Here is a 22,239-nt window from a genome sequence, read left to right on the forward strand (position 1 = left end):
CACAACCCAATTATCTAAAAAGACCTTTTTTATTTGTATAATCCGTAAGCTCGTCCCTAAAGCCGTTAAACACCTCTTCCTTGTATTTTCCGCTTAAAAGCGAACTGAACGAATAAACACTTTTGCGTAAAATAGTCGCCTGTTGGGTATTGATTTTTTGTTGGGACTCAGCGTGTATTTTTTCCCGCAACCCGTTCTTCTTATGATATTCCAGTGCTTCACGATGTAAATTCGGTCGTACACCCTCATAGACCATCATGTAGGCTGCCCTGCCGTAAACGCCTCTTTCGATAAGATACGAAACCCATAAATTTTTAAGATTCATTTGACCGTTTTCGTTTGATATGTTGACGGACTCCATTTGAGCAGTCAAGACAGCATCCAAATCCGTGCTGGATTTTAGATATGCCTGGGTTTTCGTAGAAAGCGGTATATTGGTTTCATTTTTTGAATAAAGTGAGCGTAGGTAAATTTTCCCTACTTTTTTCTCAAAATAAAACCCTTTGGCATTGAACAACCTAATATAATCGACGGGCGATTTTTCAAGAGGTAAGTTGAATTGTTCGGCCATTCTGAGATATGCCCTTAAACTGAGTGCTTCAAACTGTTTTTGGTATTCCGGGTTCATCGATTCATAAAGTTCGGGCAGCAATAAAGGAAGGAAGAAAGAAGTCGCGTTCAAATCCGATGGCTTACTTGATCCGGTTTCTGTGAGCGTTTCAAGAACTTTCACGTTTTGGTTGATACTACCCGTGGATATATAGGATGAGCCGACTTCTGGCATTTTGTAATCCTCAATAAGTAATTCAACGGAATGGGCTTTGGAATTACTAAAGAAAACTTTATCCCCGACATATTTGAGACCCAAACCCTGAAGTAGATTAAATGAGAGGCTTTTGGTAGCATCGAACACATTGGCTTCCAACACGTTTTTGAATAGTGAAACTCTGTCTTCCAAGGTTTTCATTTCCTTTCTTGATTCGGTTTTGTGGAGTTCCCTACGTGTACCCTCAAATTCGGTTTTCAGAACTTTCAATAGGTTTTTATTCTTATCCTGGCTCATATAATGGTTTAGGAAAGAATAGCGTTCAGAGCCTGCGATATGAGGCAACAAATCCCTCAGATTTTTAGTTATTACAAACTCGGATAACGACCTATTACTTTTGTTGGCTTGTAAATAGGCCTCGTAAAAAGCATTTTTTATGAGCTTTCGGGTTTCAAGTAAAAATTGCTTCCCGTTTTCGTCCAAACAGGTTGTACCGTTCACATCGTCCTCTAATTGTGGGTGATGGATAAAATCCATTTGGGAGCTAATCTCGGAGGCTAAGAAGACATAACCTGATTTGTCATAAATGATTAGCTCGTTCAATTGCCTATTCTTTCCGTACGATAATTCGCAGTCTATGTTTTGATATGACTTCAGGACATCCGGTAGATCTTCCTGACGAATGCTTTTAAAAAGTTTTAAGGTGGTCATCCATTGCTTTTCCAAGCGCTTTTTGTGCATCGCCAATAATTTCGATTTGGAATTCTTTTCAAAAATAGCCACAAGTTTCGGCCCGCTCAATTTCGGATGCACGGTCGACCCGTTTATAAATTGCGTCTTATATTTTTTTTGGTTATCGATTCCGTAGGCTACCCCTACCCTTCCACTCTCATGGGTCATGGTATTTACGATGATGTGGTAGGGTCTGGCCAACTGTTTTAGTTCGGCAAAACTGCGCACCTTGTGCTTTTGAAGGAGGCCGTTCATTACATCCTGTATATAGAACCTTGTGCCATTTGAATCATCGGGCTTGAACTGGAATTCCGGAAATCGGTATATCGGAAGTTCCCTGTGCTGTTTTTGTCGGGTTTGGGGCGATGGCGAAAGACCATAGCGTTTTTCAAGGTACGCTTGCGTTGCCATACTTCTCCGGTAACTATTGAACATAGAGATCAGGGAGGCAGATTCGGTAACTACCGTTGAAACAAGGTGTATATGTTGATGTTTTGTATCCTCATGAAGGACTACACAAAAGGGTTGGTTTCCCAAGCCCATCTCTGCCATATAATCCTTTCCCAGTTGGTAAAAAGTGGCATCGTCTAGCCGTTCGCCATGGGGAAGGTTGATCGTGATATGTACATACCTGTTTTCGGTAGCATGGCGTTGGCCTTGAAAATGCAGTACGTTCGCGAAAAATTCAGGCGACAGCCCAAATTCCGAACAGGTGTTCGGATAGCCTAAAATGATGCTTCCTTCCTTACCGAATACATAGTTCAACACGCCATGTACAGTTTCACGAAACAATATCTTGGCTATCATTTATGCAGTTTTTCATTCAATAGCTCCATGATTTTCATCAACAATTCGTTCGCTCTTTCTACTTCGCTTTCCAATTTGGCTGACGGACTTCTAAGGTTTTTAGCCCGTGCCACTGTCGTCAATTGGTTTATGTTAATACCTATTTTGTTGATTTGATAGATCAGGTTGGCCGAGAAATCAGGTAGCTTTTTTTCTTCTACCGCCTCTTTGTCCAATATCAGGCGTCTTAGAAATGGTGCAGCAATACCGCGCTTTTCAAAATCCAAATCATAGGATGCCAAAATTTTCTTGACCATTCCTAGCTCCTTATCATTGAAGCGCAACATGATATCATGTTTCCTCTTGTTTTTGCCTAACGGTTTTCTACCTGTTTTTTGTGCCATTTCGGAGCCGATTTTACTCGCTTTTGCGTTTTTTCACTTCGTAAGAAGTAGTAGTTTTAAGTTACTTAAAACATATCTTGCAAAATTCTATGAATTTTAATATAAGCTATTATTTTAGCTAAGTAATTGGTATTTCGACAAGTGTATCGAATCTTGGATAAAATACATCAATGCTAATTTTTAAGGAGTTGTTTGACATCTTCTAATTTTCTTTTCAAAGCGTAATCGGTCATTTAGTAGCACTTCCGCCGGCTGTTTTGGTATATATAAAATCCAAAAAAGTCTCAATCCGTAAATTGAGTGTCAAAAATAGTGATTGGCCAAAAAAGTGCATGGGACCTTTTCGTCCCATGGGCTTTTGCGTGGTTGCGAGGGTGCCAAGGGTGCCGATAGGCTTCCTTGGCTTCCGCAGGAACTTTGGGAGAGCATTGATTAATCGATTTTTACCGTTCCATGGCGATAGTATCTTTTGACGTTTATCCGAAGTAAGGTCTATTTTATCTCTTCAAACAAATAGGCTACCCGCACTTAAAAAGTAGTATGGAATAGTCACGGTTTCCGATCTCGTTTTCTTCCCTTTCAGATAGAAAAGAATTTCCGTAACACCATATCGATTCAGTCCCTGTACCCATTTAAACCCTTATGGTCTTATATGGCCTTATGTTGGAAAATAATTCATAAATGCTTGTATATTAACATTTTATATCTCTATATTCATCATTAATTATATAACTATTTAGGTGTATAAATCATTGATTAGTGCATTGATCAATACGTCATTTAAATAATTATCGAACGAACTAAATAATGAATTATGGAAACAAAGATTATTAGTGTCGTCGGCGAAAAAGGAGGTATCGGAAAAACGACCTTGAACATCATTTTGGCCTCCGACCTTTTTTATGCCAAGGGCAAAAAAGTGGTACTATTGGATTTGGACGATCCCCAATATTCCATTTACAATAAAAGACAGCGCGAATTGGAATCGTTGGATGAAGAAGAAAGGCAATCCATAGAACTTTATCCGATAGAACCTGTGACGGTTGCTACCCTACAGGATACCATTGTCAAGCACTACGGGAGGGTGGATTATATTATACTTGATCTTCCCGGAAGCTTGAACGTGGAAATGGTCAAAGGTCTTTTATATGTGGAGCATGTCTTTGTACCATTCGATCATGACGAACTGGAAATCGATAGCACTTCCCATTTTTATTTTACCCTGAAAAACAATTTCCTGGACAATGAGGAACGGATGTTAAAGAGTATCCACCTGTTCTTCAACAAATACAAGTTGGTCAAGAAAAGCAAATTTGCGGTGCTGCGCCAACAATTCCTTGAAGCGGACATACCGATGATGGAAAGTGTAGTCAAGGACAAAACCATTTACAAGGAACGGTACCGAAATACCCTCTATCCCATTCCCCAACATAAGGAACTGGGCGAGAAGGATATCAAACATTTTTTTAAGGAAGTTGCCCAATTAACGCGTTAAAAGTGGAATCATGAAAAAACAACGGAAAATTGATACGCTAGGACTTATTCAAAAAATGGCGGAGAAAAACAAGAAAACCGTGGATGTTCTGGAAGAGTTGAAAAACGAACGGGTGCCTAGCAAGTCTACGCTGGAGAACAAACAACATTCTGAGCGAAAATCCGTTAAGAAAAAGGACGAAACTACGGCTATTGGGAATTCGAAACCCCAAAAATGTGAAAATGCACCGGAAGGCAATGGATATGCTGTACAAAAGTTCGAACAGTTCCTAAAAGCGGAAAGCTTCAGGGACAGAAAGGAATCGTTCGTGCTCTCACTTAGTAGGGAGTGTATGGCCAAATATGAGAAATTGGCACAGGGAGCATCCTATAAATTAGAGATCAAAACCCATCGCAATGATTTGATGCGAAAGGTTTTGGAAGATTTTATACAGCAAAAGTTCAGGAAACTGCTAAACCTTATCGAACAGGAATAATAAAGAAAAATGAGTAGCTATTGGTACATATTGATTGGTTTGGCCCTTATCTATTATGGCTACGTTTCGTGGGTGCTGCTCAAAAAGAAAAGAACTTCAAAGAAAAAAGATTCAGATAAATTTGCTTATTTGCATATAAATAATAAATTTGTAAATAAATCAAATAATAAACAGACCGATTTAGGAGCTGTACTCGACCAGATAGACGAAGTGGAAGACACTTCAAAGCTTCTGGAAGCTTTTAAAGAGGGTTCATTAGATGATGATTCAAATTCCTTAACTCGCAAAAAGCATGAAAAACTCAAAGTTATCCGCAACAAGGATACGGCGGAAGAAGACCCGCCGGATTCCGAAACCTGAACTATTTCTCCTAGTTCTGATTCTAATCTGCATTCCTCTTTGCTCCTACGGGCAATTCGAACAACTCTTACAGGAGGCACAGGATTTTAAGAACGATTCCAAGACCTTATCCCGTGAAATCGTCGACATTATCAAGATCATTGCCGGTGTCGCCATTGCCATAACAGGGCTTGCCTATCTCTATATACGCGACCAGCAGACCGATCTTGCCAATAAGTTGGGTAAGGCCGTCATCGGTATCGCCATCTTTTTTGCCCTGATCGCCATCGGCGAGGAAATTGCCAACATCTAAATTTCCCGTCGCATGAAGAATCAATATATCCCTATCCAAAAGGGGCTGCAAAAGGATGTCCTATATAAAGGACTCAAGGCTAAATACATTATGTATTGTCTGTATTTGGTACTGACAGCCATCATGCTCGGTCTGGTAATTTCCACCTTTATTCCGATGATCTGGGCCTTGCTATTGATGGCCATCGTCATCGCAATCGTCTTCCTTGTACTGTTGTTCTATTCCCGAACCTATGGCGCTAACGGCTTTGTCAAAAAACTGGCGGATTCCCAAAAGCCCGATACAATCAAAGTTTCCAATCCGTTTGAAAATCTGTTGCTATGGAAAAACAGGTAGCACTTTGGGATGCGTTCCCCATCTACGGTTATGAAAGGCAATCCTTGATCGCGAAAGAAAAGGGGTGTGTGACTATCCCTTTGCAATTGGAACTTCCCGAAGTATTCACATTGGATGCCTCGGAATATGGACTCCTTCAAGAACTGTTCTTTAATATTATCGCCGTCCTGGGGCCGAACCGGCTGCTCCACAGACAGGATTTTTTCCTTCAGGAAAATTATCGTCCGATCAAGGAACGTTTGCAAGGCGATTTTTTGGAACGGGCCAACGAGCACCATTTTGAAGACCGTCCTTATCAGGTAGGAACCCATTACCTGTATATCAGTATCGTGCCCAAAAATTATATCAAGTACAGTTCTAAACGGGCGAACGGTTTCTTGGACAAGAACAGGGATTTCTATCTAAACCATACGGTCCCCAAAGAATTCATTGATACAAATGTATTGGCGGATTTCGAGAACCAGGTAGCGAGCGTCAACAACTTGATCAATTCGACCGGACTTATCAAATCCAACATATTGGAATACGACGAACTGTTTTCAGAAAACGGACTGTACGCCAAATATTTCGGACTGTCCGAAAAAAACCAAAATTTGAAGGATATTGACTTTTGTGGTAATCGCGTCAACATTGGGAACAAACAGGGCCAATTTTTCACGCTCGAAAACCTAGACCAGTTTACCAAGGACCATATCGGCACCCACGAACTGTACGGCAAATTCACGACCCGGCACAATCGCTTCCCCATCGGTAACCTTTTCTCTTTGGGCTTTAAGGTACCCCATGAACATATTATCAACCAATACATCTATATCCCGAATCAAGAAAAAGCCTTGGCCAGCCTTCGACGAAAAGCCAAGAGCTTTCAACGGTTCAGTTCGGGAAAGAAGGATGATAGTAACACCATTTTCGCCGATCAAATCTATGAGTACACCAAAGAGGTTCTTGAAAACCACAAGGAAACGGTCTTTTATCATTTGAACGTATTTGGTTTTGATGAAGGAAAAGACCATCAAAGACAGATGGAAAATTCCGTTGGCTCGGCCTTCAAAAAATTGAGAATAAACGCAAAACAGAATACCATAGATCGAAAGAACTTGTTTTTTGCAGGGGTTCCGGGAAACAGCATAGGAATCTCCTCGGATATGTACATGCCCATGCCAAGTGACATGGCCTCCTCCCTACTCTATTTTGAGGGTGGCTACAAGGATACTACGAATTCGGCTTATGGAATGCGATTGGTGGATCGGATTTCAGGGCGACCCTTGTCGGTAAGTGTCTACCGGGAACCCGAAAAAAAGGATTGGATATTTAACCGTGGTATGCTTGTCGCCTCCGGATCGGGAGGTGGTAAGTCCTACTATGTCAATCACTATATTGCTTCCGAACTACGGCAGGGCGGCGAGGCCGTTATCATGGAGGATGGCAACTCCTACGACAAACTGACGAAGGTATTCGGTGGGGTCGTTCTACAACATGACGATGCTCGCCCGTTTACCTTCAACCCCTTTTTACTGGACAAACATGATTTTATCCGATCTACCACCGAGAAACAGACCTTGGCGGAAAGTAAGTTGCTACATCTGGTATCCCTGCTAAAATTGATTACAGGGAGTACGGACAATGGCAATGATCTTGAGGTTACGAATACCGTTCTTGAACTTTTGGTTTCAGGCTACTATAGTGCCATGTGGGAGAACGATGATTCAAATTTTAAGTTCGATACCTTTTTCGAATTCTGTAAGAAGCAGGTCTCGGCTTTGATAAAAGCCAAGAAAATTCCGAAGGAAAAGTTCGATCCCAATGTTTTTCTCTTCCTATTGGAAAAATACCGTTCCGATGGCCCCAGAGGGAATTTGTTGAACAAAGAGGATAATAGAATCACAGGGCTTAGCGACCAAAAGGTGGTGTACTTCAAGTTGGGTAAACTTATAGACAACGAGCTGTTATTTCCCATTATCGCGCTGATGGTCATGGAAATTTTCAATAAGAAAATGCACGACCCCTCGAAACTGTCCATAAATAAAATCTTAGCGGTAGACGAGGCATGGAAGGCATTGGTCAGACCGGAACTGGCACATTATTTCAACAGCCAATCGAGAATGGCGCGAAAACTTGGTGGCCAACCCATTTTTATTTCACAGAAGGTGGATGACTTTACCTCCTCGGAGATTATCAAAAACGCCATTGTGGTCAATTCCCACATTAAGGTCTTTTTGGATATGCGGGATTTCGCTCAGTCTTTTGACCGAATCCAGTCCGTCATGGGTCTTGGAGAAAAACAGAAGCAACTCATCCTATCCATCAATAAAGACCTTCCGGAAGGCCGGAAGTTCCGTGAGGTAGCCTTTTGTTGGATGGACAGGGTAAAAGTATATGGCGTGGAAACCTCGGTGGAAGAAAAATGTATCTACGAGACCAATCCTACGGAAAGCTCAAGGATCAAAAAACTATACACTAACAATCATAATAATTGGGAGCTTACCGCAAAGGCCTACGCCTACGAAAATTCCCCTAAAAACAAAAACAAATGAAAAGAAGACTATTTATCCTAGTAACGATTGTTCCGTTTATTATGGCGGCGCAAATACCCGTAACGGACGCCGCTACCAATGCCAGCGTTGGTATGGTCAACAGCCAATTGATGAACATAAACATCCAATTAAAGGCTGTCAACAAGAACTTGGGGCGACTCATCAATCTGATGGAAAAGAACAACAACGAGACCTCAAAATCGAGAAAAATTCTGAAGGAAGAACTCGATGCCAAGAAGTCTTCGCCCGATTATGTTATGAAATCGACGGATGTCAACATGACCATGGATTTAAAGGATAAGATTCTTGAAGCTTACAGAAGTTCTAAAAATAGCATCCAAAAATGGAAACATCTAGAGCAGGATGAAATTCAGGAATTTGCAGGCTATACGGCCAATGCGATTCTAGAGGCCAAAAACCTGTTCAAACAATGTAATGGGATTATCAAAACCAAATCCATCATCCTTCCCGAAGAGCGCCTAAAAAAAGTCAGCGGCATCAACTCGAAACTCGAACAGCTTCTGGACGGCTTGATCGCCTACAATAACAAACTCTCGCAAATCAACGCTTTTCGGGAGGCCAAGTTGTCCTTGATCAATATGAACAAAGAATAAGAACAGGAATATGCAGGTCACGGAAAAAGGAATACGCGAAACGGTCAACGATATGTTCGACCAGTACATTGCCGATGCGTTCGAGGCGACCGATGCGATTGTTGATATTGGGCAGCAGTTCGCCTTTATCGGTATCGCATTGCTCGCGCTTAGGGTCTTTGTGAACCCCCAAACAAGAGCAGTTTTTTTGGAATACCTGAAATGGGTTCCCTTGGCCGTTTTATTGCTCAATTACAAAGTAGTAACAATGACCATTCTTGATTTTTATCAGGGCATCGGCAACTCCTTTAAGAGCAATGATATTTCTTGGGACATATTGCAAATGAAGGTCTTGGTCGCACAAGTGAAGTCCTCTTCCGATTATGCCTGGTCTTGGGTACTTTTAAGTGCAGATCCTGAAGCATTTCAGGCGTTTGTTCTCAGTTCCATAACCTCCGTGGTCGTCATGGTCGCATCGGTCATATCGGCGGTCGTATTCATTGGTATCAAAGCGATGTCAGTCATTTACCTCTTCGTTCTTATCATTTTCGGCCCTTTGAATATCGGGCTTTCGTTCATTCCCGTGTTCGGGGGAATGTGGAAGGCGTGGCTACAAAAGTTCATGAGCGTTTGTTTATGGATCCCCATGCTGTACCTCATTGACAATTTCATGTTGAACATTCTCGACAAGCTGATCGGTTCCATACTTCAGGGCGGAGAAGCCGATTTGGGGTTGGTACTCACGAGCGGGCTTTTGATTTTCATGAACGTTTTTATGTATTTCAAGGCACCGGTACTCTCCAATTTCATTGTTCAGGGAATGAACGTAAGTGCAGGTCACTTAAAGGAGCGTACAAAACACTATACCAAAAAAGCAGCACAAACTACGGTCGATGCCAAGACGGGAGGGGCTACAAAGGGAGTAAGAACATTGATACAGTAAACACCTTAACGATAAATATGGATTTTTAACGATTGCGCATAAACAGATGAACGATACTTATCACATTTTCAACGATTTAAACAAGATTCGTGCTAATAGCAACAGGGTTCTTTATATATCTTTAGCTCTTACGGTAGGTTGCACTTTGTTCAATATTTACTTTGGATATAAAACGAACGAAAGCGCAAAAAACCGTTTTTATTTGCTTGACAACGGACAAAAATTGGCCGCTGTGCGCATAAACGACCCCAAACGTGCGCTCGATATTTTGTGCGAAGGACATGTAAAAAACTTCCACGAACTGTTCTTTTCGTTAGAACCCGACCTACGATTTATTAAAAGGAATATAGAGGGCAAGGCACTCTATATGATAGACCATTCCGGTAAGCGGCTGTACAACCGCCTGTTGGATCAAAACTATTATGAGGATGTCGCCAAAAGCGACTATTCCATTGAAGTGGAGCAAGATTCGCTATATATCGACTACTCCGCTTACCCCTTTGCCTTTCGGTTTATGGGAAAACAAAAAATACGCAAGAATGAAAAGACGGAATATCGAAATCTAGTGACCAGCGGTTTTCTCTTGGAGACCAAATCAACACCTAATAATTTGAACGGGTTAAAGATTATCCGGTTCCATGTTCTAGAAAACAATGATTTACAATGAAACTTGACCGCGAAACATTCAATACATGGGTAAGACAGCACAAATTATTTGCGTTGTCGGCTCCGATTGTCGTGCTCCTGACGATATACTTTCTTGTGAACAGTCTAGGTTCTTTCGGAGAAGAAAACAGGCCATTGGCGGAGGACGACGGTTATAACAACAAGCTTCCCGGTCAAGAGAATGAACTTAAAGTCCAACGACCCAATGAGCTTTACAAAAAATCGCAAGAGGATTCTTTGGAACGATTACGCAATAATGGCACGTTAAAAAACATCGTGGAGACCAAACGGAAAAATGATTCTTTGGAACTGGTTCTGGAAGAACTGAACGCTTTTTCATTCGATGATAAACCATCGATGGAATCCGCAGAAATTATGCCTGCTTCAACACAAAAATCGACTGCCGATCCTAGAACTGAATTTAAGGAAAAGTTGGAGTATCGAAAACTGATGATGGAAGCACGTGACGAACGCCTTTCCCGAAGTCAGGATTATTCCGCACCCTACGTAGCGTCCTCAAATAAACCTTCCGCCAATTCAATTTCCCTCGATGCAGCCATCTATCGCGACCAGTTCATTCTTCCTGGTAATCGCGTAAAATTGATTTTAATGGAGGATACTTATTACAACGGTAAGCGATTTCCAAAGAACACTTTTGTTTATGCCACCTCAAACATACAAGGTTCACGGATAATATTGGAAGTAACCAATATCGACAATGTAAAGATGTCATTGACAGCTATGGATAAAGAAGATGGAATGATAGGACTTCACAATGAGCGGGCAGGAGCACTAATGCAGGAATTTAGGGCGAATATTGAACGGGAAGGTGTAAACGAACTATCCGAAGCGGCGGGGGAATCGATAGAATCGCCCTTGGCCCGTAATCTAGTAAGGTCTTTTGGCAATTTTTTCCAAAAGAAAAAATACAAAGAACGAGATAAGATTTTACTGGTCAACGGGGATCGTGTAATTCTAGTACCAAAAGCATAAAAAATGGCAAAACAGTTTTTTTTCATATTGGCTTTAACCATGATGTGCAAGGGTACGGCACAATACTGTACCGATACTTTGGAAGTTTCCAAAAAGTACAAGACCATTTTAATATTTCCCGAGAATATTTCGGAAAGTATTATCGGTAACGACTTTGGTTTTATAGCGGATTTGCCAAAGGCCGCTGGAAGTAAATTCCATGGGCGAATCTTAAAGTTATACTATGATGAGCTGGCACCTGAAAAAGAAAACTTCACAAACCATACGGTAATTACCGAATCAGGTAACGTTTATGACTTTATTTTGAAACTAAAGGAAAAACCAAAGAAGTTTACGTGGTACATCAAGCCCGAAAAGGCGATCACCAATATCAATGGTAATTCCAAGTCAATTAGTTTGGACGTTGCGGATCCAGGTTCAGAAACAAAAATAAAACGGATAGAAATTCCAGAAGAACAACTCACAATATCAACCAAAGATTCGGCAACAAATTCTATTGACAGGGCTACAAAAGAACTCTACGAGAAAGACCCCATGGAATATTACCGTCTGCGATGCTATTATATGCAGTTCGATAAGGCAAAGATTAGTCGTTATTTCTCAAGGCTGGACAATGTTTTCCTTTGGCTAAAGGGAGTGTATTACAATGAGGACGAACTCTATTTTCAGTACCGTATCGAGAACAAAGAGGGGCTTGACTTGGACATCAACTTCATTAAGCATCAACTGGCCACTAATTATAAAAATAGCAGTAGCAACCAAAAAATGCCTTTGGAACCGGTATTCGTTTACAAACGACCAAAAACGGTTTCGGGTAAAAGTGAAAACCACTTTGTAATCGTCTTTAAAAAGTTTGCTTTGGATGAAAAGAAAGAGGTGGTCGTTGAATTGGATGAAGAATCCGGAAATCGAAATCTTTCATTGAAGATAGGCCATGAAATTATCAACAACCCTATACACTTTTAAAATGAAAATCAATACGATAATTCTAGCACTTTTTATTTCAACTTTGGCCTACTCCCAAAGCGGCAACTATGCATCTTCCGTAGGGCTAAGTGGGGGTTACGCCGAAGATGGTTTCGGGATTATGGGGACGTATAATTACCATTTGAACCGAAACCGATATGCACAATTAAGTGTATTTGCAGCCATTGCGGAGGATAAAGGAAGTTTCGATATTCCCTACAACATATTTACAGTACAGCCAGGGTATTTCATTAAAGTTTGGGAGCAAAAGAACTTTAAAAAATATGCCATCAATGTTGGCGGCGGCGGTATTTTCGGCTATGAGGTCATCAATAACGGAAATAGTCTTTTGTCCAATGGTGCCATTCTGGATGCCAAAAGTCAATTTATATATGGGGTTTTCGTCGGAATTGAAGGAGAAATAACCCTCAGCAACGACTTTTCCCTTTTGATAAAAGCGAACGAATACTACCATATAAATAGCGATGTAGGTCAATTCTATCCCTATGCCGGATTGGGCCTTAGATATTTCCTGTTCTAAATACTTTGAAAATGAAAAATTTTATCCGACCGACCCGATTTTCGATTGCTGCCATCTTGGCAACTTTTGTCCTGATATTGGCATGTAGCAAAGACTTTGAGGGTGTTATCAAGGATGATTTTGACTTTAGTTTTACGGAAGAACATCCCGATGAAAACTTTGTGTTCGAAAATGCCCGGACTACCTTTTCTTTGGTACCGGATAAAGAAATTACCACGGTCGATTACTTTATGAAGTTCTCCTCTGATAAAGGCAGGGGATATTTCTTAACAATGGAAGGCGATACTATAAGGGAGCGGGACACTTTGCAGATAACCGACCGAAATTGGGCCTACAATTATGTGGCCATCGATACGGGTGCGCACAAAATCAGATTTTCGGCATGGGATACCAATACTAGAAAAAAGGAACTGGAACTTCTATATAATGCCAAGTACGCCAGCTTTAGCTTTCTGCTAAACAAGGGGGTCAACGCATTTATCATCAATTCTAAAAATCCGGTAAATGTCACATTACTCAGGGATAAGGAAACTGAAGATCCTGACAAAAAAGGGGATTTCGAGGTCGTTTACCAAATAGAAAACGGAACCGGGAAGCTTTATCTTGGTAACGAAGTCTTTGATGCAGGTAAACCATTTATCCTGCCCAAAGGCATTTCTGAATTGGAATATCTGCCCGAAAATTTGGGGGAACACAAACTTATCGTAACGGCCAAAGCTCCCGATGGCGCTACTTTGACGGAAGAATTGTTATTGAACGTTCTGAATTTGGACTTTATCCTCAATGCCACGGCATCATCGACCCAAGTGGAATTGGATACCAATTTGGCCATTGCCATCGATTTAAAAACACAAGATGAAGATTCGGAAGTGGAATATGAAATATCCCATTCCTTTTCTTCGACTAGTGAAGGTAGCGGAACGGTCAGGGACCACAATGGCGGGGTCATGGAACCGGGCCAATTTAGAACCATAGTTCCAAACTCTTACAATTATACGTTTACTAGCAAAGAATTGGGTAAGCGTAAGATATACTTTGATGTTAGGGATTCCAATGGACAGGTAAAACAGGATAGTGTTGAAATCGAGGTCGCAAATATTCCGTTTACGTTTTCGGGCAATTCGGAAAGTAATTCCGTCTTCGTGAATGAACGGACACAATTCAACTTCAATATCAAATCCAACGGGAATACCGAAAACATTGATTACAATATATCCTATGAGCTTTTGGAAGGCAATGGGAGAATTACAGGAATCAGCGGCAACACCTTACAAAATTCGACCGAGTATCCCGTGGAACTAGGGAATTTTTCCCTATTCTATTATCCCGAAAGTCTGGGTTCACATCAAGTTTCCTTTATCGTTACGGATAATTATGGTCAAGAAGTCGGCCCCGTATTGATTGATCTTGAAACCAAGCAAAATGATTTTACGGTCAATATCACGCCTTCAAAAACCTCTGAATTTGCGAATATTCCCGTGAACGTAATTATCGACATAGACGAAATACCCGAGGGAATCAATGATAGTTATGAGGCCTTTTATTCCTCGGGGAGAAACAGTTCGTTGCGCGTGAATGGAACTGAATATGGTCCAGGCGAGAAATTCCTTTTAGGCCCGAACAATAACAATGTCGTGTATACCGGAACGGAAGCCGGCCAGCATGACATTGTTTTGAGCGTGGAATCTTCTGCCAACGTAACCCATACCGCAAATACCGCTATCAACTATAATCAGGTCGATTTTCTATTTACTGGAGGAAGCCAAAAATCCGATATTTCGGTCGGGGAAATCACTTCCTTGAACTTCAATATTTCAGAAAGTATTGGTTCTTCGGACTATACCATGAGATATAGTATTAACGGGAATGCCATCATAACCAATGAAAATGGCACGCAGGTCAGTGCGGGTAATATTTATGATGTTCCTAAGGGAAATTTTAATTGGGAACTGTTGGGAACGGATGACGGAAATATCAACTTGACTTTCTACGTACAGAATGATACGGGTCTTGAAAAGACAGTTGACATTACTATTAATGTCGAACCAAAAAATTTCAACTTTACAGCAAATGCTTCTCAATCGCAGGCCAATACCGGGGATACTGTAGACATCAATTTCAATATATCGGAATTGGGTATTGGCGGCGATACGTATGTGATGTATTATTCTTCAGGAGGAAGCAACGGTACTTTTGAATATCAGGGAACCACCTATGCCGCCGGCGAGAGTTTCAGCGTTCCGATAGGTACATTCCAAGGAAAATATACTGGAATTTCCGAATCGAACCATAGTATAGAGTTTACCGTTCGGTCTTCGTCGGAAGTAGAAAAAAAGGCGGATGTCAACATACAGTTTGAAAAATACGAGGAATTCTTCGATTTCAATATCAGTCAATCCTCCGAGGATAAGTACGAAGGGCAGCCTTTTACTTTGACGGCAGTTACTAATGCCAGCACAGGTCATGATCCCAATATAACCTACGAAATGACTTTTACGTTTACGGGTGCCAGCGCGGGGTACATATACTATAAGAGCCGACTATATCGAGAAGGGGATATTCTGCCGTTGGACTACAGTTCGACCCCAATGCAATTTTTTCCGGAAACCGATGAAAACTTTACCATCAATTTTAGGGTCGAGAATTCCACGGGCATTTCCCAAACGTTGAGCGAATCGATAATAATGTTTAAAAAACCACAGGTAGCGGCCAAAGGCGAGAAACGAAATATAAGTTGTGGCGGTCTGAACGGTTGTGATTATCAAGTAAGGATATTTACCTGTTTTGATACGAATTGTAGCGAGGCCTACAACGGCGCAACATTGCAGCAGGTGGAAATAAGGATATATAACCGATTTGACCGAAGATGGGATACCAAACTTTTCAATTACAACGATGCACAAGGTACAGGTGTAGATCGCATATTTTTAATGGAAGAAGAACCTAGCGAAGGTAAACTTAGATATCTCGACCAAAGATATGAAGTGAGGGTTCAGGACAGCAATGGGGAATGGAGCGATGTTGAAATGGGCACCGTTCAAAGAGTTTAGAAACATTTTATAAATGATTTTCTATTTCTTTCGATAAGTAATGGTCATAATATAATCTTGACCATCGAAAGTGTCGTCCGATTTCACCTTTAACCTATTTTTTGTCAACTCGATTATTCTGAAAGGCTCCCTGCCTTCAAAACTGATAGTAGCATTATTGTTTGTGAGTGTCCAAAAATCCTCTTCAACAAAAGAAAATGGATTATTGTCATCACAGGCCAGATTATTTTCGGTAACGTTATATTCCGGTTTGCCGGAAGGGCCATCTTCAGTATAGGTGGTAATATTGTCCTTAACACATTGGGGCAGTTCTTGGGTATTGAACAAATCGATATTGGAGGTATTGTCCCCGTTCAAATCTACCGCTCTGTCTGTCATGATCGCTTCATATTCCCATTGCCCTAATAATGCCCGATTTCGGTTTGCTATAGAAACTTCGTCATCATCTTTGTTGCAGGATATTAATAACAGCGTAATTGCCAACGGTAGAAATAGTAATCGTTTCATTGATGTTTGATTAGCTTTTATAGATTATAAAGATAAAGAAATCAAAAAAAGCGGTTGGAAAGATAAATCCAAACTGACGATTTTTTTCCGTCCGTTTGGGTTTATGCGCGGTGCTGAGGATGTTTAAAAGCCGAAACCGGAAAGACGACCGAATGCGGGCCAGCACAGCGTGCCCGCTCGGGAGGATTGAAGGCTTAGGATTTTCAACTTCCGCAGGCACAGGGGCAGGCATTCTGAAAATGGCCTGTCGCATTAAAAAAAATAATTTTATAGTTATTTAGATGCTTTTTGAGGGATTTACTGTACCGTATCAATCACACTTCCGCAAGTAAGCATAGCATCCCCGTAATAAGGATTTCGTATTTCGGTATCTGCACTTATCCAAAATGCACCCTTGTTATTATTTGCCATTGGGCATTTTTGGATGAAGACTTTTGAGTCTATATTATCAATATTCATTACAATGGGAACCATATTCTGATTTAATATCACAAAGTGGCTACGTTGGTTCTCAATATCATCGTTCTCGGAAATGGCCCCCAACATCTTTTTGATTTTAGCAACGTGGGATTTTTCCATAGTCCCCAATTCCGATTCCCGAATAAGCTGGATTTCTTCCAGTGTTTCTCTTGCGAAAGCAGAAGTGTTTTTTGCGTCACTGTCAACAAAAGCGTCCTTCATTTTCAAATACGGTTTTAAGCTTTTTTGAAAAATATTTTGAGTGTTTTTGGAAAGTTCCATTTTCATATCTGACATAGGTTTCTCGTCATCGGCTGTATCTTGGCTCATCATCGATTTCTTGCCCTGTAGCTGTGCGGCCGCATCTACCGTGAACGTTCCATTGGTTACTATTTCGTCGCCATCCTGCAATCCGGAAACGACCGTAAACGTCTCGCCGATTCGATTGCCGAGCGTAACTTCCCGCATTTCAAAAACGGGTTCGTTGGGATTCGTCTTTACATAGACCAAAGACCTTTCGCCCGTCCACATTACGGCGCTTGCCGGAATGCTGAATTGTGATGTTGTTCCATTAGCTTTAGCTTCAATTTTTCCTGTAACAAACATTCCAGGCTTTAGCAACCCTTCACTGTTTTTTAGGTTTGCACGAACGATAACAGTACGGGTCTGGGTATTTAGAACGGGGTCAATAAACGAAATTGTCGCATCAAATTCCTTATTGGTATAAGCATTGGTAACGACCTTAATTTTTTGTCCTTTCTTGAATTCGGATATCTGATTTTCATAGGCATCGAATTCGGCCCATACCGAATTTAGATTACTAACTTTTACAATAGGCTGCCCCTGTTTTACGTAGTCGCCTTCGGCAGCCATCTTTTCGGAGACCGTACCTGATACCGTCGCATAAATCGGAAAGTTCTCTTTGACCTTTCCGGATTCCTCTATACTGTTGATTTGGGCTTCCGAGAGTTTCCAAAGTTTCAATTTGTTACGAACCGCCTTGTATAACGCCGGTTGTGATTCTTTAAGTGAAGCTGCGGTAATCAATTCCTGCTGTGCGGCAATTAGATTAGGTGCGTAGATGGTGGCAAGCAATTGTCCTCTTCTGACTTCCTGACCCTCATAATTTACGTTTAACCGTTCGATTCTGCCATCAAAATAACTGGCCTGGACCGCATTTTCTTCCTCGTTCATCTTGACTTTTCCCGAAAGGGAAATCATATTTTCGTCATCTGTCGTCTGATTGCCCACGATGGATGTCTGGATGCCCGCCAATGCCATCGCATTTTTGGTCATTTTGATCTCGTTCATTGCCAGGCCATCGGCACTTGATTCCGCTGGAATCAAATCCATCCCGCAAATTGGGCAATCGCCCGGTTCGGGCTGCATAATCTGTGGGTGCATCGAGCATGTCCACATCTGGACTTCCCCATCTGCTGAATGGTCTTGACTGTCGGACATATTTGAAGCATCCTTATTGGATTTTGAATCTTCCGACGACCCGCCAAAAATGAGCCATCCACCGAGCAGTCCGACCAGGATTGCAATAGCGATGTAAATGATATTCTTATTCATAACTAATTATTTTTCGTTCTGTAATCGCTCAATCATTTTTTTCATTTCGGTAATTTCCTTACGCTGTGCCTTAATAATTTCTTCTGCCAGTTTTTTAACCTCTGGGTCTTGAATATCGGCGCGTTCACTGGTCAATATAGCGATGGAATGGTGTGGTATCATCGCTTTCATCCATAACACATCACCTACTGTTGATTTTTGGTCGCGTACAAGAAATAATGCCCCCAGAAACAAGACCAAACTACCTAAAAGTATGGCAATATTCTTTTTCCTATCGGTGTACATCTTACGCATAAAGAACCACATTATCACTGCCATTGCAGCAATACCCAGACAGACCATATAGAAGCGTGTTAAGCTGAACCATACGTGGTCCCATTCATAGGTGTTGAGATACATCGTGATATACATAGCCACGAATGAGCAAGCCAGCATAATAAAAAAGGTTCTGTATTTTCCTTTGTTTGAGTGATTTGAATGTTCCATTGTTTTTGAATTTTTGGTGTTATTTGTTTCTCTTTTTTATTTTTCTGATTGTGGGTGAACTGATGTACCATAACAATAATCCGCTCAATACGGTTATCAATCCCAGTAGGGAAAAGGCACGTAGTACGATTGTGTTAAAATCATCTCGACCTTCATAATCCATCGTATGGGTCATCCATAGAAAGTCGAACCAACGCCAATCCCGATGACGTAGCGTTTGGAACGCACCATCTTTTTCTGAAACATAGGCCTTTATATTTTCGGGTGTTTCATAACTTATAACATACGCTGGAAGCGGTCTACCGCGATATTCGCTATGGTTATCCACTTGTTCGATGAGCTCGATTCCTTTCACTTCAAGTTCAGGCAACATATTCCGTTCAGCGATTTTAAGCGCTTCGGTTTCTGAAATTGCTTTTTTTTCGGCACCTGTTCGGGCATCAAAAAGTTGTTTACCATTTATCCAGTAGAAAGGTTCACCATCGATTTCCCGAAGTTCTACGGATACAATGGCTTCTTCAAGATTCACCTCGGAAGGACTTATCAAATACTTAAAGGCGGATGCCACAATCGGGTCCTGTCGAAACTGGTCGCCGTGTATTTCGTCAATATCGGTCCAACTGAAATACATACCGCTTATCGTCCACATCAAAAACTGGATGCCCAAGAAGATGCCCAGATAGCGGTGTGCCTTTCTAATTTTTATCGCTGTTTTTCTTTTTACCATATAATTTAGTCGATGTTTGAACCTTTGAGCCTTAGCGAATTGGCAATGACCGAAACCGAACTGAAACTCATCGCCAAGGCCGCTATCATCGGGGATAGCAGAATCCCAAAAAATGGATATAGAAATCCCGCAGCAATGGGTATTCCCAAGGTGTTGTAAATCATTGCAAAGAATAGGTTTTGCTTAATGTTCCGCATTACCACATCACTAAGATTCCGTGCCTTTACAATACCGTGCAGGTCGCCCTTGACCAAGGTTATCGCCGCACTTTCTATAGCCACATCGGTGCCAGTTCCCATAGCGATACCCACATCGCTTTTGGCCAAGGCAGGGGCATCGTTAATTCCATCACCAGCCATTGCGACCACTTTTCCGTTTTTCTGAAGTTTTTCCACTTCTTGCAGTTTGTTTTCAGGTAGCATTCCTGCCTGAAAGTCGGCAAGATTGAGTTCGCTCGCCACAGCCTGTGCCGTATCGTGGTTGTCGCCCGTAAGCATTATCACGTTAATTCCCTTTTCCTGTAATTCCTTGATGGCCTTGGCACTGGTTTCCTTGATTTTATCACCGATTACAACATAGCCCACGGTTTTACCGTCTATAGCGAGATAGGAAACCGTTTTACCCTGTTTTTGATAGGTTTGTGCTTCATTCTCCATCGCATCGGAAAGGTTTGCATTCGCTTGTTCCATCATTTTGGCATTGCCAAGAGCAACATCTTTACCGTTGACCTTGCCATCAACACCTTTTCCGGTAACGGCATTGAACCCTTCAGCTTTTAGGAATTCCGCGTTTTGTTCTTTTCCATATTTTACGGTGGCTTCCGCCAAAGGATGTTCACTTTGACTGTTGAGCGAAACGATATATTGAAGTACTTCGCTTTCGCTAAAACCCTTATCAAATGAACCCACTTTTTCTACCGTAGGTTTTCCCTCGGTAATCGTTCCCGTTTTGTCCACAATGAGGGTATCTACCTTATCCATCTTTTCCAAGGCTTCAGCATTTTTAATGAGTACCCCATTTTGAGCACCCTTACCGACACCGACCATCACGGACATTGGCGTTGCCAAGCCCAAAGCGCAGGGACAGGCAATAATCAATACGGCAATGGCATTGACCAGTGCATAGACATAGGAGGGTTGAGGGCCCCATATCGCCCATATCCCAAAAGTTATGACTGCAATGATGACAACTATCGGCACAAAGTAGCCAGAAACCGTATCTGCCAATTTCTGGATAGGGGCGCGACTGCGACTTGCATCGTTGACCATCTGGATAATCTGGGACAGCAAGGTGTCAGAACCCACCTTTTCCGCTTTCATCAGAAAAGACTGATTGCCGTTTATCGTTCCACTGCTTACTTTGTCATCGACGGATTTGTTCACAGGAATAGGCTCGCCCGTTATCATCGATTCATCTATGGATGTTTCGCCCTCGGTGATAGCACCGTCAACGGGAATCTTATCGCCCGGTTTGACACGAAGTATATCACCTAATTCAATGTCATCGATAGCAACTTCCTGTTCCTCACCATCAACAACCTTGACCGCTTTGTTGGGTGCCAGTTTCAAAAGTTCCTTGACTGCGGAATTGGTCTTGCTGTGCGCTCGGGCTTCCAAGAGTTGACCCAGCAACACTAAGGTCAAAATGACCGTGGCCGCCTCAAAATAAACATGTACCGTGCCCGCTTCGGTCTTGAACTGGTCCGGAAAAAAGTCTGGTACGAGCATCCCAAATACGCTGAACAACCAAGCCACGCCCGCACCTATACCGATTAGTGTGAACATATTGAGGTTCCACGTTTTAATACTTCGGTAGGCACGTTCAAAGAACATCCACGTCGCATAAAATACTACCGGGATTGAAAGTCCGAATTGAATCCAGTTCCAATATTTCAATTCCAAAAAGTCGTACAATGGATTGTTGCTCAGCATTTCCGACATTGCTATCAGGAAGATTGGCAGTGTAAAGACGACAGCTATCCAAAACTTTTTGAGCAGTTTTCGATACGTTTTTTCTTCTGCGGAAAGGTTGGGTCTCATAGGAACCAGATCCATACCACAGATAGGACAGCTTCCCGGTTCGTCCTTTACGATTTCGGGATGCATTGGGCAGGTCCATTGTTCGGAACTGGTAGTGTTCAAGTTTTTCTCTTCCACCAAATCCATTCCGCAGACAAGGCAGTCGCCCGGTTTGTCATAGGTTTTATCGCCCTCACAATGCATTGGGCAATAGAAGGTTCCTGTTCCTTGGCCTTTTGATTTTTCTTTTTTCGCAGAAACAGAATCATTCTCGTGATGATGCTCGCCCGGTTTGTGGATGCTGTACGAACCGCCTTCTTGCTTTAGTGCTTCCTGGAATGTTTCGATAGGAATATGCGATTCCATTTCAATGACCGCTTCGGCTTTTTCCAAATCGACAGATACATTCGTTACCCCTTCCACATTGGAAAGTGCTTTCTCGACGTGGTTTCTGCAGCTGTTGCAGGTCATTCCGTGTATGTGATAGGTATGTTTCATTGCATTTAATATTTGTGCCTGACACGAGAAGAGTTAC

Annotated in this window: 20 protein-coding genes; 13 read left to right on the forward strand and 7 right to left on the reverse strand. The window is 41.8% G+C overall.

Features of this window, described 5'->3' with window-relative positions; all coding sequences use genetic code 11:
- Positions 1–10 precede the first annotated feature (10 nt).
- Complete coding sequence (locus PP182_RS08425) at positions 11–2,305, reverse strand: relaxase/mobilization nuclease domain-containing protein (protein WP_094998916.1); 2,295 nt, start codon at positions 2,303–2,305, stop codon at positions 11–13.
- Positions 2,302–2,688, reverse strand: coding sequence for a hypothetical protein (locus PP182_RS08430; protein ID WP_094998917.1), 387 nt, complete (start codon positions 2,686–2,688; stop codon positions 2,302–2,304). Before PP182_RS08430 ends, PP182_RS08425 begins: the two co-directional genes overlap by 4 nt.
- A gap of 814 nt (positions 2,689–3,502) precedes the next feature.
- Between PP182_RS08430 and PP182_RS08435 the strand changes: the two genes are divergently transcribed.
- The 13 genes from PP182_RS08435 to PP182_RS08495 are packed head-to-tail and all read left to right on the forward strand — an operon-like array spanning position 3,503 to position 15,932.
- A complete protein-coding gene (locus PP182_RS08435) occupies positions 3,503–4,183 on the forward strand; it encodes a ParA family protein (RefSeq protein ID WP_094998918.1) in 681 nt (226 codons plus the stop codon).
- A 10-nt stretch (positions 4,184–4,193) separates the two neighbouring features.
- On the forward strand, positions 4,194–4,658 hold the full coding sequence (locus PP182_RS08440) for a hypothetical protein (RefSeq protein WP_094998919.1): 465 nt from the start codon (positions 4,194–4,196) through the stop codon (positions 4,656–4,658).
- A 9-nt stretch (positions 4,659–4,667) separates the two neighbouring features.
- Positions 4,668–5,018, forward strand: coding sequence for a hypothetical protein (locus tag PP182_RS08445; protein ID WP_094998920.1), 351 nt, complete (start codon positions 4,668–4,670; stop codon positions 5,016–5,018).
- Positions 4,951–5,310, forward strand: a complete 360-nt coding sequence (locus PP182_RS08450; RefSeq protein ID WP_147378610.1) for a hypothetical protein — start codon at positions 4,951–4,953, stop codon at positions 5,308–5,310. Before PP182_RS08445 ends, PP182_RS08450 begins: the two co-directional genes overlap by 68 nt.
- A 12-nt stretch (positions 5,311–5,322) precedes the next feature.
- Positions 5,323–5,646 carry a DUF4133 domain-containing protein gene (locus PP182_RS08455; RefSeq protein ID WP_094998922.1) on the forward strand — a complete coding sequence of 108 codons (324 nt, stop codon included), beginning with the start codon at positions 5,323–5,325 and terminating at the stop codon, positions 5,644–5,646.
- Positions 5,631–8,180, forward strand: coding sequence for a TraG family conjugative transposon ATPase (locus PP182_RS08460; protein WP_094998923.1), 2,550 nt, complete (start codon positions 5,631–5,633; stop codon positions 8,178–8,180). The genes PP182_RS08455 and PP182_RS08460 overlap by 16 nt, the downstream gene beginning before the upstream one ends.
- Positions 8,177–8,794, forward strand: coding sequence for a hypothetical protein (locus tag PP182_RS08465; protein WP_147378611.1), 618 nt, complete (start codon positions 8,177–8,179; stop codon positions 8,792–8,794). Before PP182_RS08460 ends, PP182_RS08465 begins: the two co-directional genes overlap by 4 nt.
- Before the next feature lie 10 nt (positions 8,795–8,804).
- Positions 8,805–9,716 (forward strand): hypothetical protein, encoded by a 912-nt coding sequence (locus PP182_RS08470; protein WP_094998925.1) that lies wholly within the window; start codon positions 8,805–8,807, stop codon positions 9,714–9,716.
- A gap of 46 nt (positions 9,717–9,762) precedes the next feature.
- On the forward strand, positions 9,763–10,383 hold the full coding sequence (locus PP182_RS08475; protein ID WP_094998926.1) for a hypothetical protein: 621 nt from the start codon (positions 9,763–9,765) through the stop codon (positions 10,381–10,383).
- A complete protein-coding gene (gene traM / locus PP182_RS08480; protein ID WP_094998927.1) occupies positions 10,380–11,375 on the forward strand; it encodes a conjugative transposon protein TraM in 996 nt (331 codons plus the stop codon). The genes PP182_RS08475 and traM overlap by 4 nt, the downstream gene beginning before the upstream one ends.
- A gap of 3 nt (positions 11,376–11,378) precedes the next feature.
- A complete protein-coding gene (locus PP182_RS08485) occupies positions 11,379–12,341 on the forward strand; it encodes a DUF4138 domain-containing protein (RefSeq protein ID WP_094998928.1) in 963 nt (320 codons plus the stop codon).
- Position 12,342: 1 nt separating this feature from the next.
- Entirely contained in the window at positions 12,343–12,882 is a 540-nt protein-coding gene (locus PP182_RS08490) for a conjugal transfer protein TraO (protein ID WP_158657215.1), read from the forward strand.
- Positions 12,883–12,893: 11 nt separating this feature from the next.
- On the forward strand, positions 12,894–15,932 hold the full coding sequence (locus tag PP182_RS08495; RefSeq protein WP_094998930.1) for a TraQ conjugal transfer family protein: 3,039 nt from the start codon (positions 12,894–12,896) through the stop codon (positions 15,930–15,932).
- A 21-nt stretch (positions 15,933–15,953) separates the two neighbouring features.
- Here the strand turns inward: PP182_RS08495 and PP182_RS08500 are convergent, their stop codons facing one another.
- The 5 genes from PP182_RS08500 to PP182_RS08520 form a co-directional block, all read right to left on the reverse strand.
- Positions 15,954–16,439: a lipocalin family protein gene (locus PP182_RS08500; protein ID WP_094998931.1), complete on the reverse strand. Its 486-nt coding sequence runs from the start codon at positions 16,437–16,439 to the stop codon at positions 15,954–15,956.
- Positions 16,440–16,736: 297 nt separating this feature from the next.
- On the reverse strand, positions 16,737–18,473 hold the full coding sequence (locus tag PP182_RS08505; RefSeq protein WP_094998932.1) for an efflux RND transporter periplasmic adaptor subunit: 1,737 nt from the start codon (positions 18,471–18,473) through the stop codon (positions 16,737–16,739).
- Between the two features lie 6 nt (positions 18,474–18,479).
- The gene (locus PP182_RS08510) at positions 18,480–18,959 is read right to left on the reverse strand and encodes a DUF305 domain-containing protein (protein WP_094998933.1); all 480 of its coding nucleotides are present in this window, start codon (positions 18,957–18,959) and stop codon (positions 18,480–18,482) included.
- A gap of 19 nt (positions 18,960–18,978) precedes the next feature.
- A complete protein-coding gene (locus PP182_RS08515) occupies positions 18,979–19,686 on the reverse strand; it encodes a PepSY domain-containing protein (protein WP_272650878.1) in 708 nt (235 codons plus the stop codon).
- Positions 19,687–19,691: 5 nt separating this feature from the next.
- Positions 19,692–22,202 carry a heavy metal translocating P-type ATPase gene (locus tag PP182_RS08520; RefSeq protein WP_094998935.1) on the reverse strand — a complete coding sequence of 837 codons (2,511 nt, stop codon included), beginning with the start codon at positions 22,200–22,202 and terminating at the stop codon, positions 19,692–19,694.
- Positions 22,203–22,239: the final 37 nt, after the last annotated feature.

The sequence above is a fragment of the Maribacter sp. PR1 genome (assembly GCF_028464145.1).
Taxonomy (GTDB): domain Bacteria; phylum Bacteroidota; class Bacteroidia; order Flavobacteriales; family Flavobacteriaceae; genus Maribacter.

Coding starts and splice junctions, on each gene's coding strand:
- PP182_RS08425 (WP_094998916.1), bottom strand. CDS start 2,305: ATGATAGCCAAGATATTGTTTCGTGAAACTGTACATGGCGTGTTGAAC.
- PP182_RS08430 (WP_094998917.1), bottom strand. CDS start 2,688: ATGGCACAAAAAACAGGTAGAAAACCGTTAGGCAAAAACAAGAGGAAA.
- PP182_RS08435 (WP_094998918.1), top strand. CDS start 3,503: ATGGAAACAAAGATTATTAGTGTCGTCGGCGAAAAAGGAGGTATCGGA.
- PP182_RS08440 (WP_094998919.1), top strand. CDS start 4,194: ATGAAAAAACAACGGAAAATTGATACGCTAGGACTTATTCAAAAAATG.
- PP182_RS08445 (WP_094998920.1), top strand. CDS start 4,668: ATGAGTAGCTATTGGTACATATTGATTGGTTTGGCCCTTATCTATTAT.
- PP182_RS08450 (WP_147378610.1), top strand. CDS start 4,951: ATGAAAAACTCAAAGTTATCCGCAACAAGGATACGGCGGAAGAAGACC.
- PP182_RS08455 (WP_094998922.1), top strand. CDS start 5,323: ATGAAGAATCAATATATCCCTATCCAAAAGGGGCTGCAAAAGGATGTC.
- PP182_RS08460 (WP_094998923.1), top strand. CDS start 5,631: ATGGAAAAACAGGTAGCACTTTGGGATGCGTTCCCCATCTACGGTTAT.
- PP182_RS08465 (WP_147378611.1), top strand. CDS start 8,177: ATGAAAAGAAGACTATTTATCCTAGTAACGATTGTTCCGTTTATTATG.
- PP182_RS08470 (WP_094998925.1), top strand. CDS start 8,805: ATGCAGGTCACGGAAAAAGGAATACGCGAAACGGTCAACGATATGTTC.
- PP182_RS08475 (WP_094998926.1), top strand. CDS start 9,763: ATGAACGATACTTATCACATTTTCAACGATTTAAACAAGATTCGTGCT.
- traM (WP_094998927.1), top strand. CDS start 10,380: ATGAAACTTGACCGCGAAACATTCAATACATGGGTAAGACAGCACAAA.
- PP182_RS08485 (WP_094998928.1), top strand. CDS start 11,379: ATGGCAAAACAGTTTTTTTTCATATTGGCTTTAACCATGATGTGCAAG.
- PP182_RS08490 (WP_158657215.1), top strand. CDS start 12,343: ATGAAAATCAATACGATAATTCTAGCACTTTTTATTTCAACTTTGGCC.
- PP182_RS08495 (WP_094998930.1), top strand. CDS start 12,894: ATGAAAAATTTTATCCGACCGACCCGATTTTCGATTGCTGCCATCTTG.
- PP182_RS08500 (WP_094998931.1), bottom strand. CDS start 16,439: ATGAAACGATTACTATTTCTACCGTTGGCAATTACGCTGTTATTAATA.
- PP182_RS08505 (WP_094998932.1), bottom strand. CDS start 18,473: ATGAATAAGAATATCATTTACATCGCTATTGCAATCCTGGTCGGACTG.
- PP182_RS08510 (WP_094998933.1), bottom strand. CDS start 18,959: ATGGAACATTCAAATCACTCAAACAAAGGAAAATACAGAACCTTTTTT.
- PP182_RS08515 (WP_272650878.1), bottom strand. CDS start 19,686: ATGGTAAAAAGAAAAACAGCGATAAAAATTAGAAAGGCACACCGCTAT.
- PP182_RS08520 (WP_094998935.1), bottom strand. CDS start 22,202: ATGAAACATACCTATCACATACACGGAATGACCTGCAACAGCTGCAGA.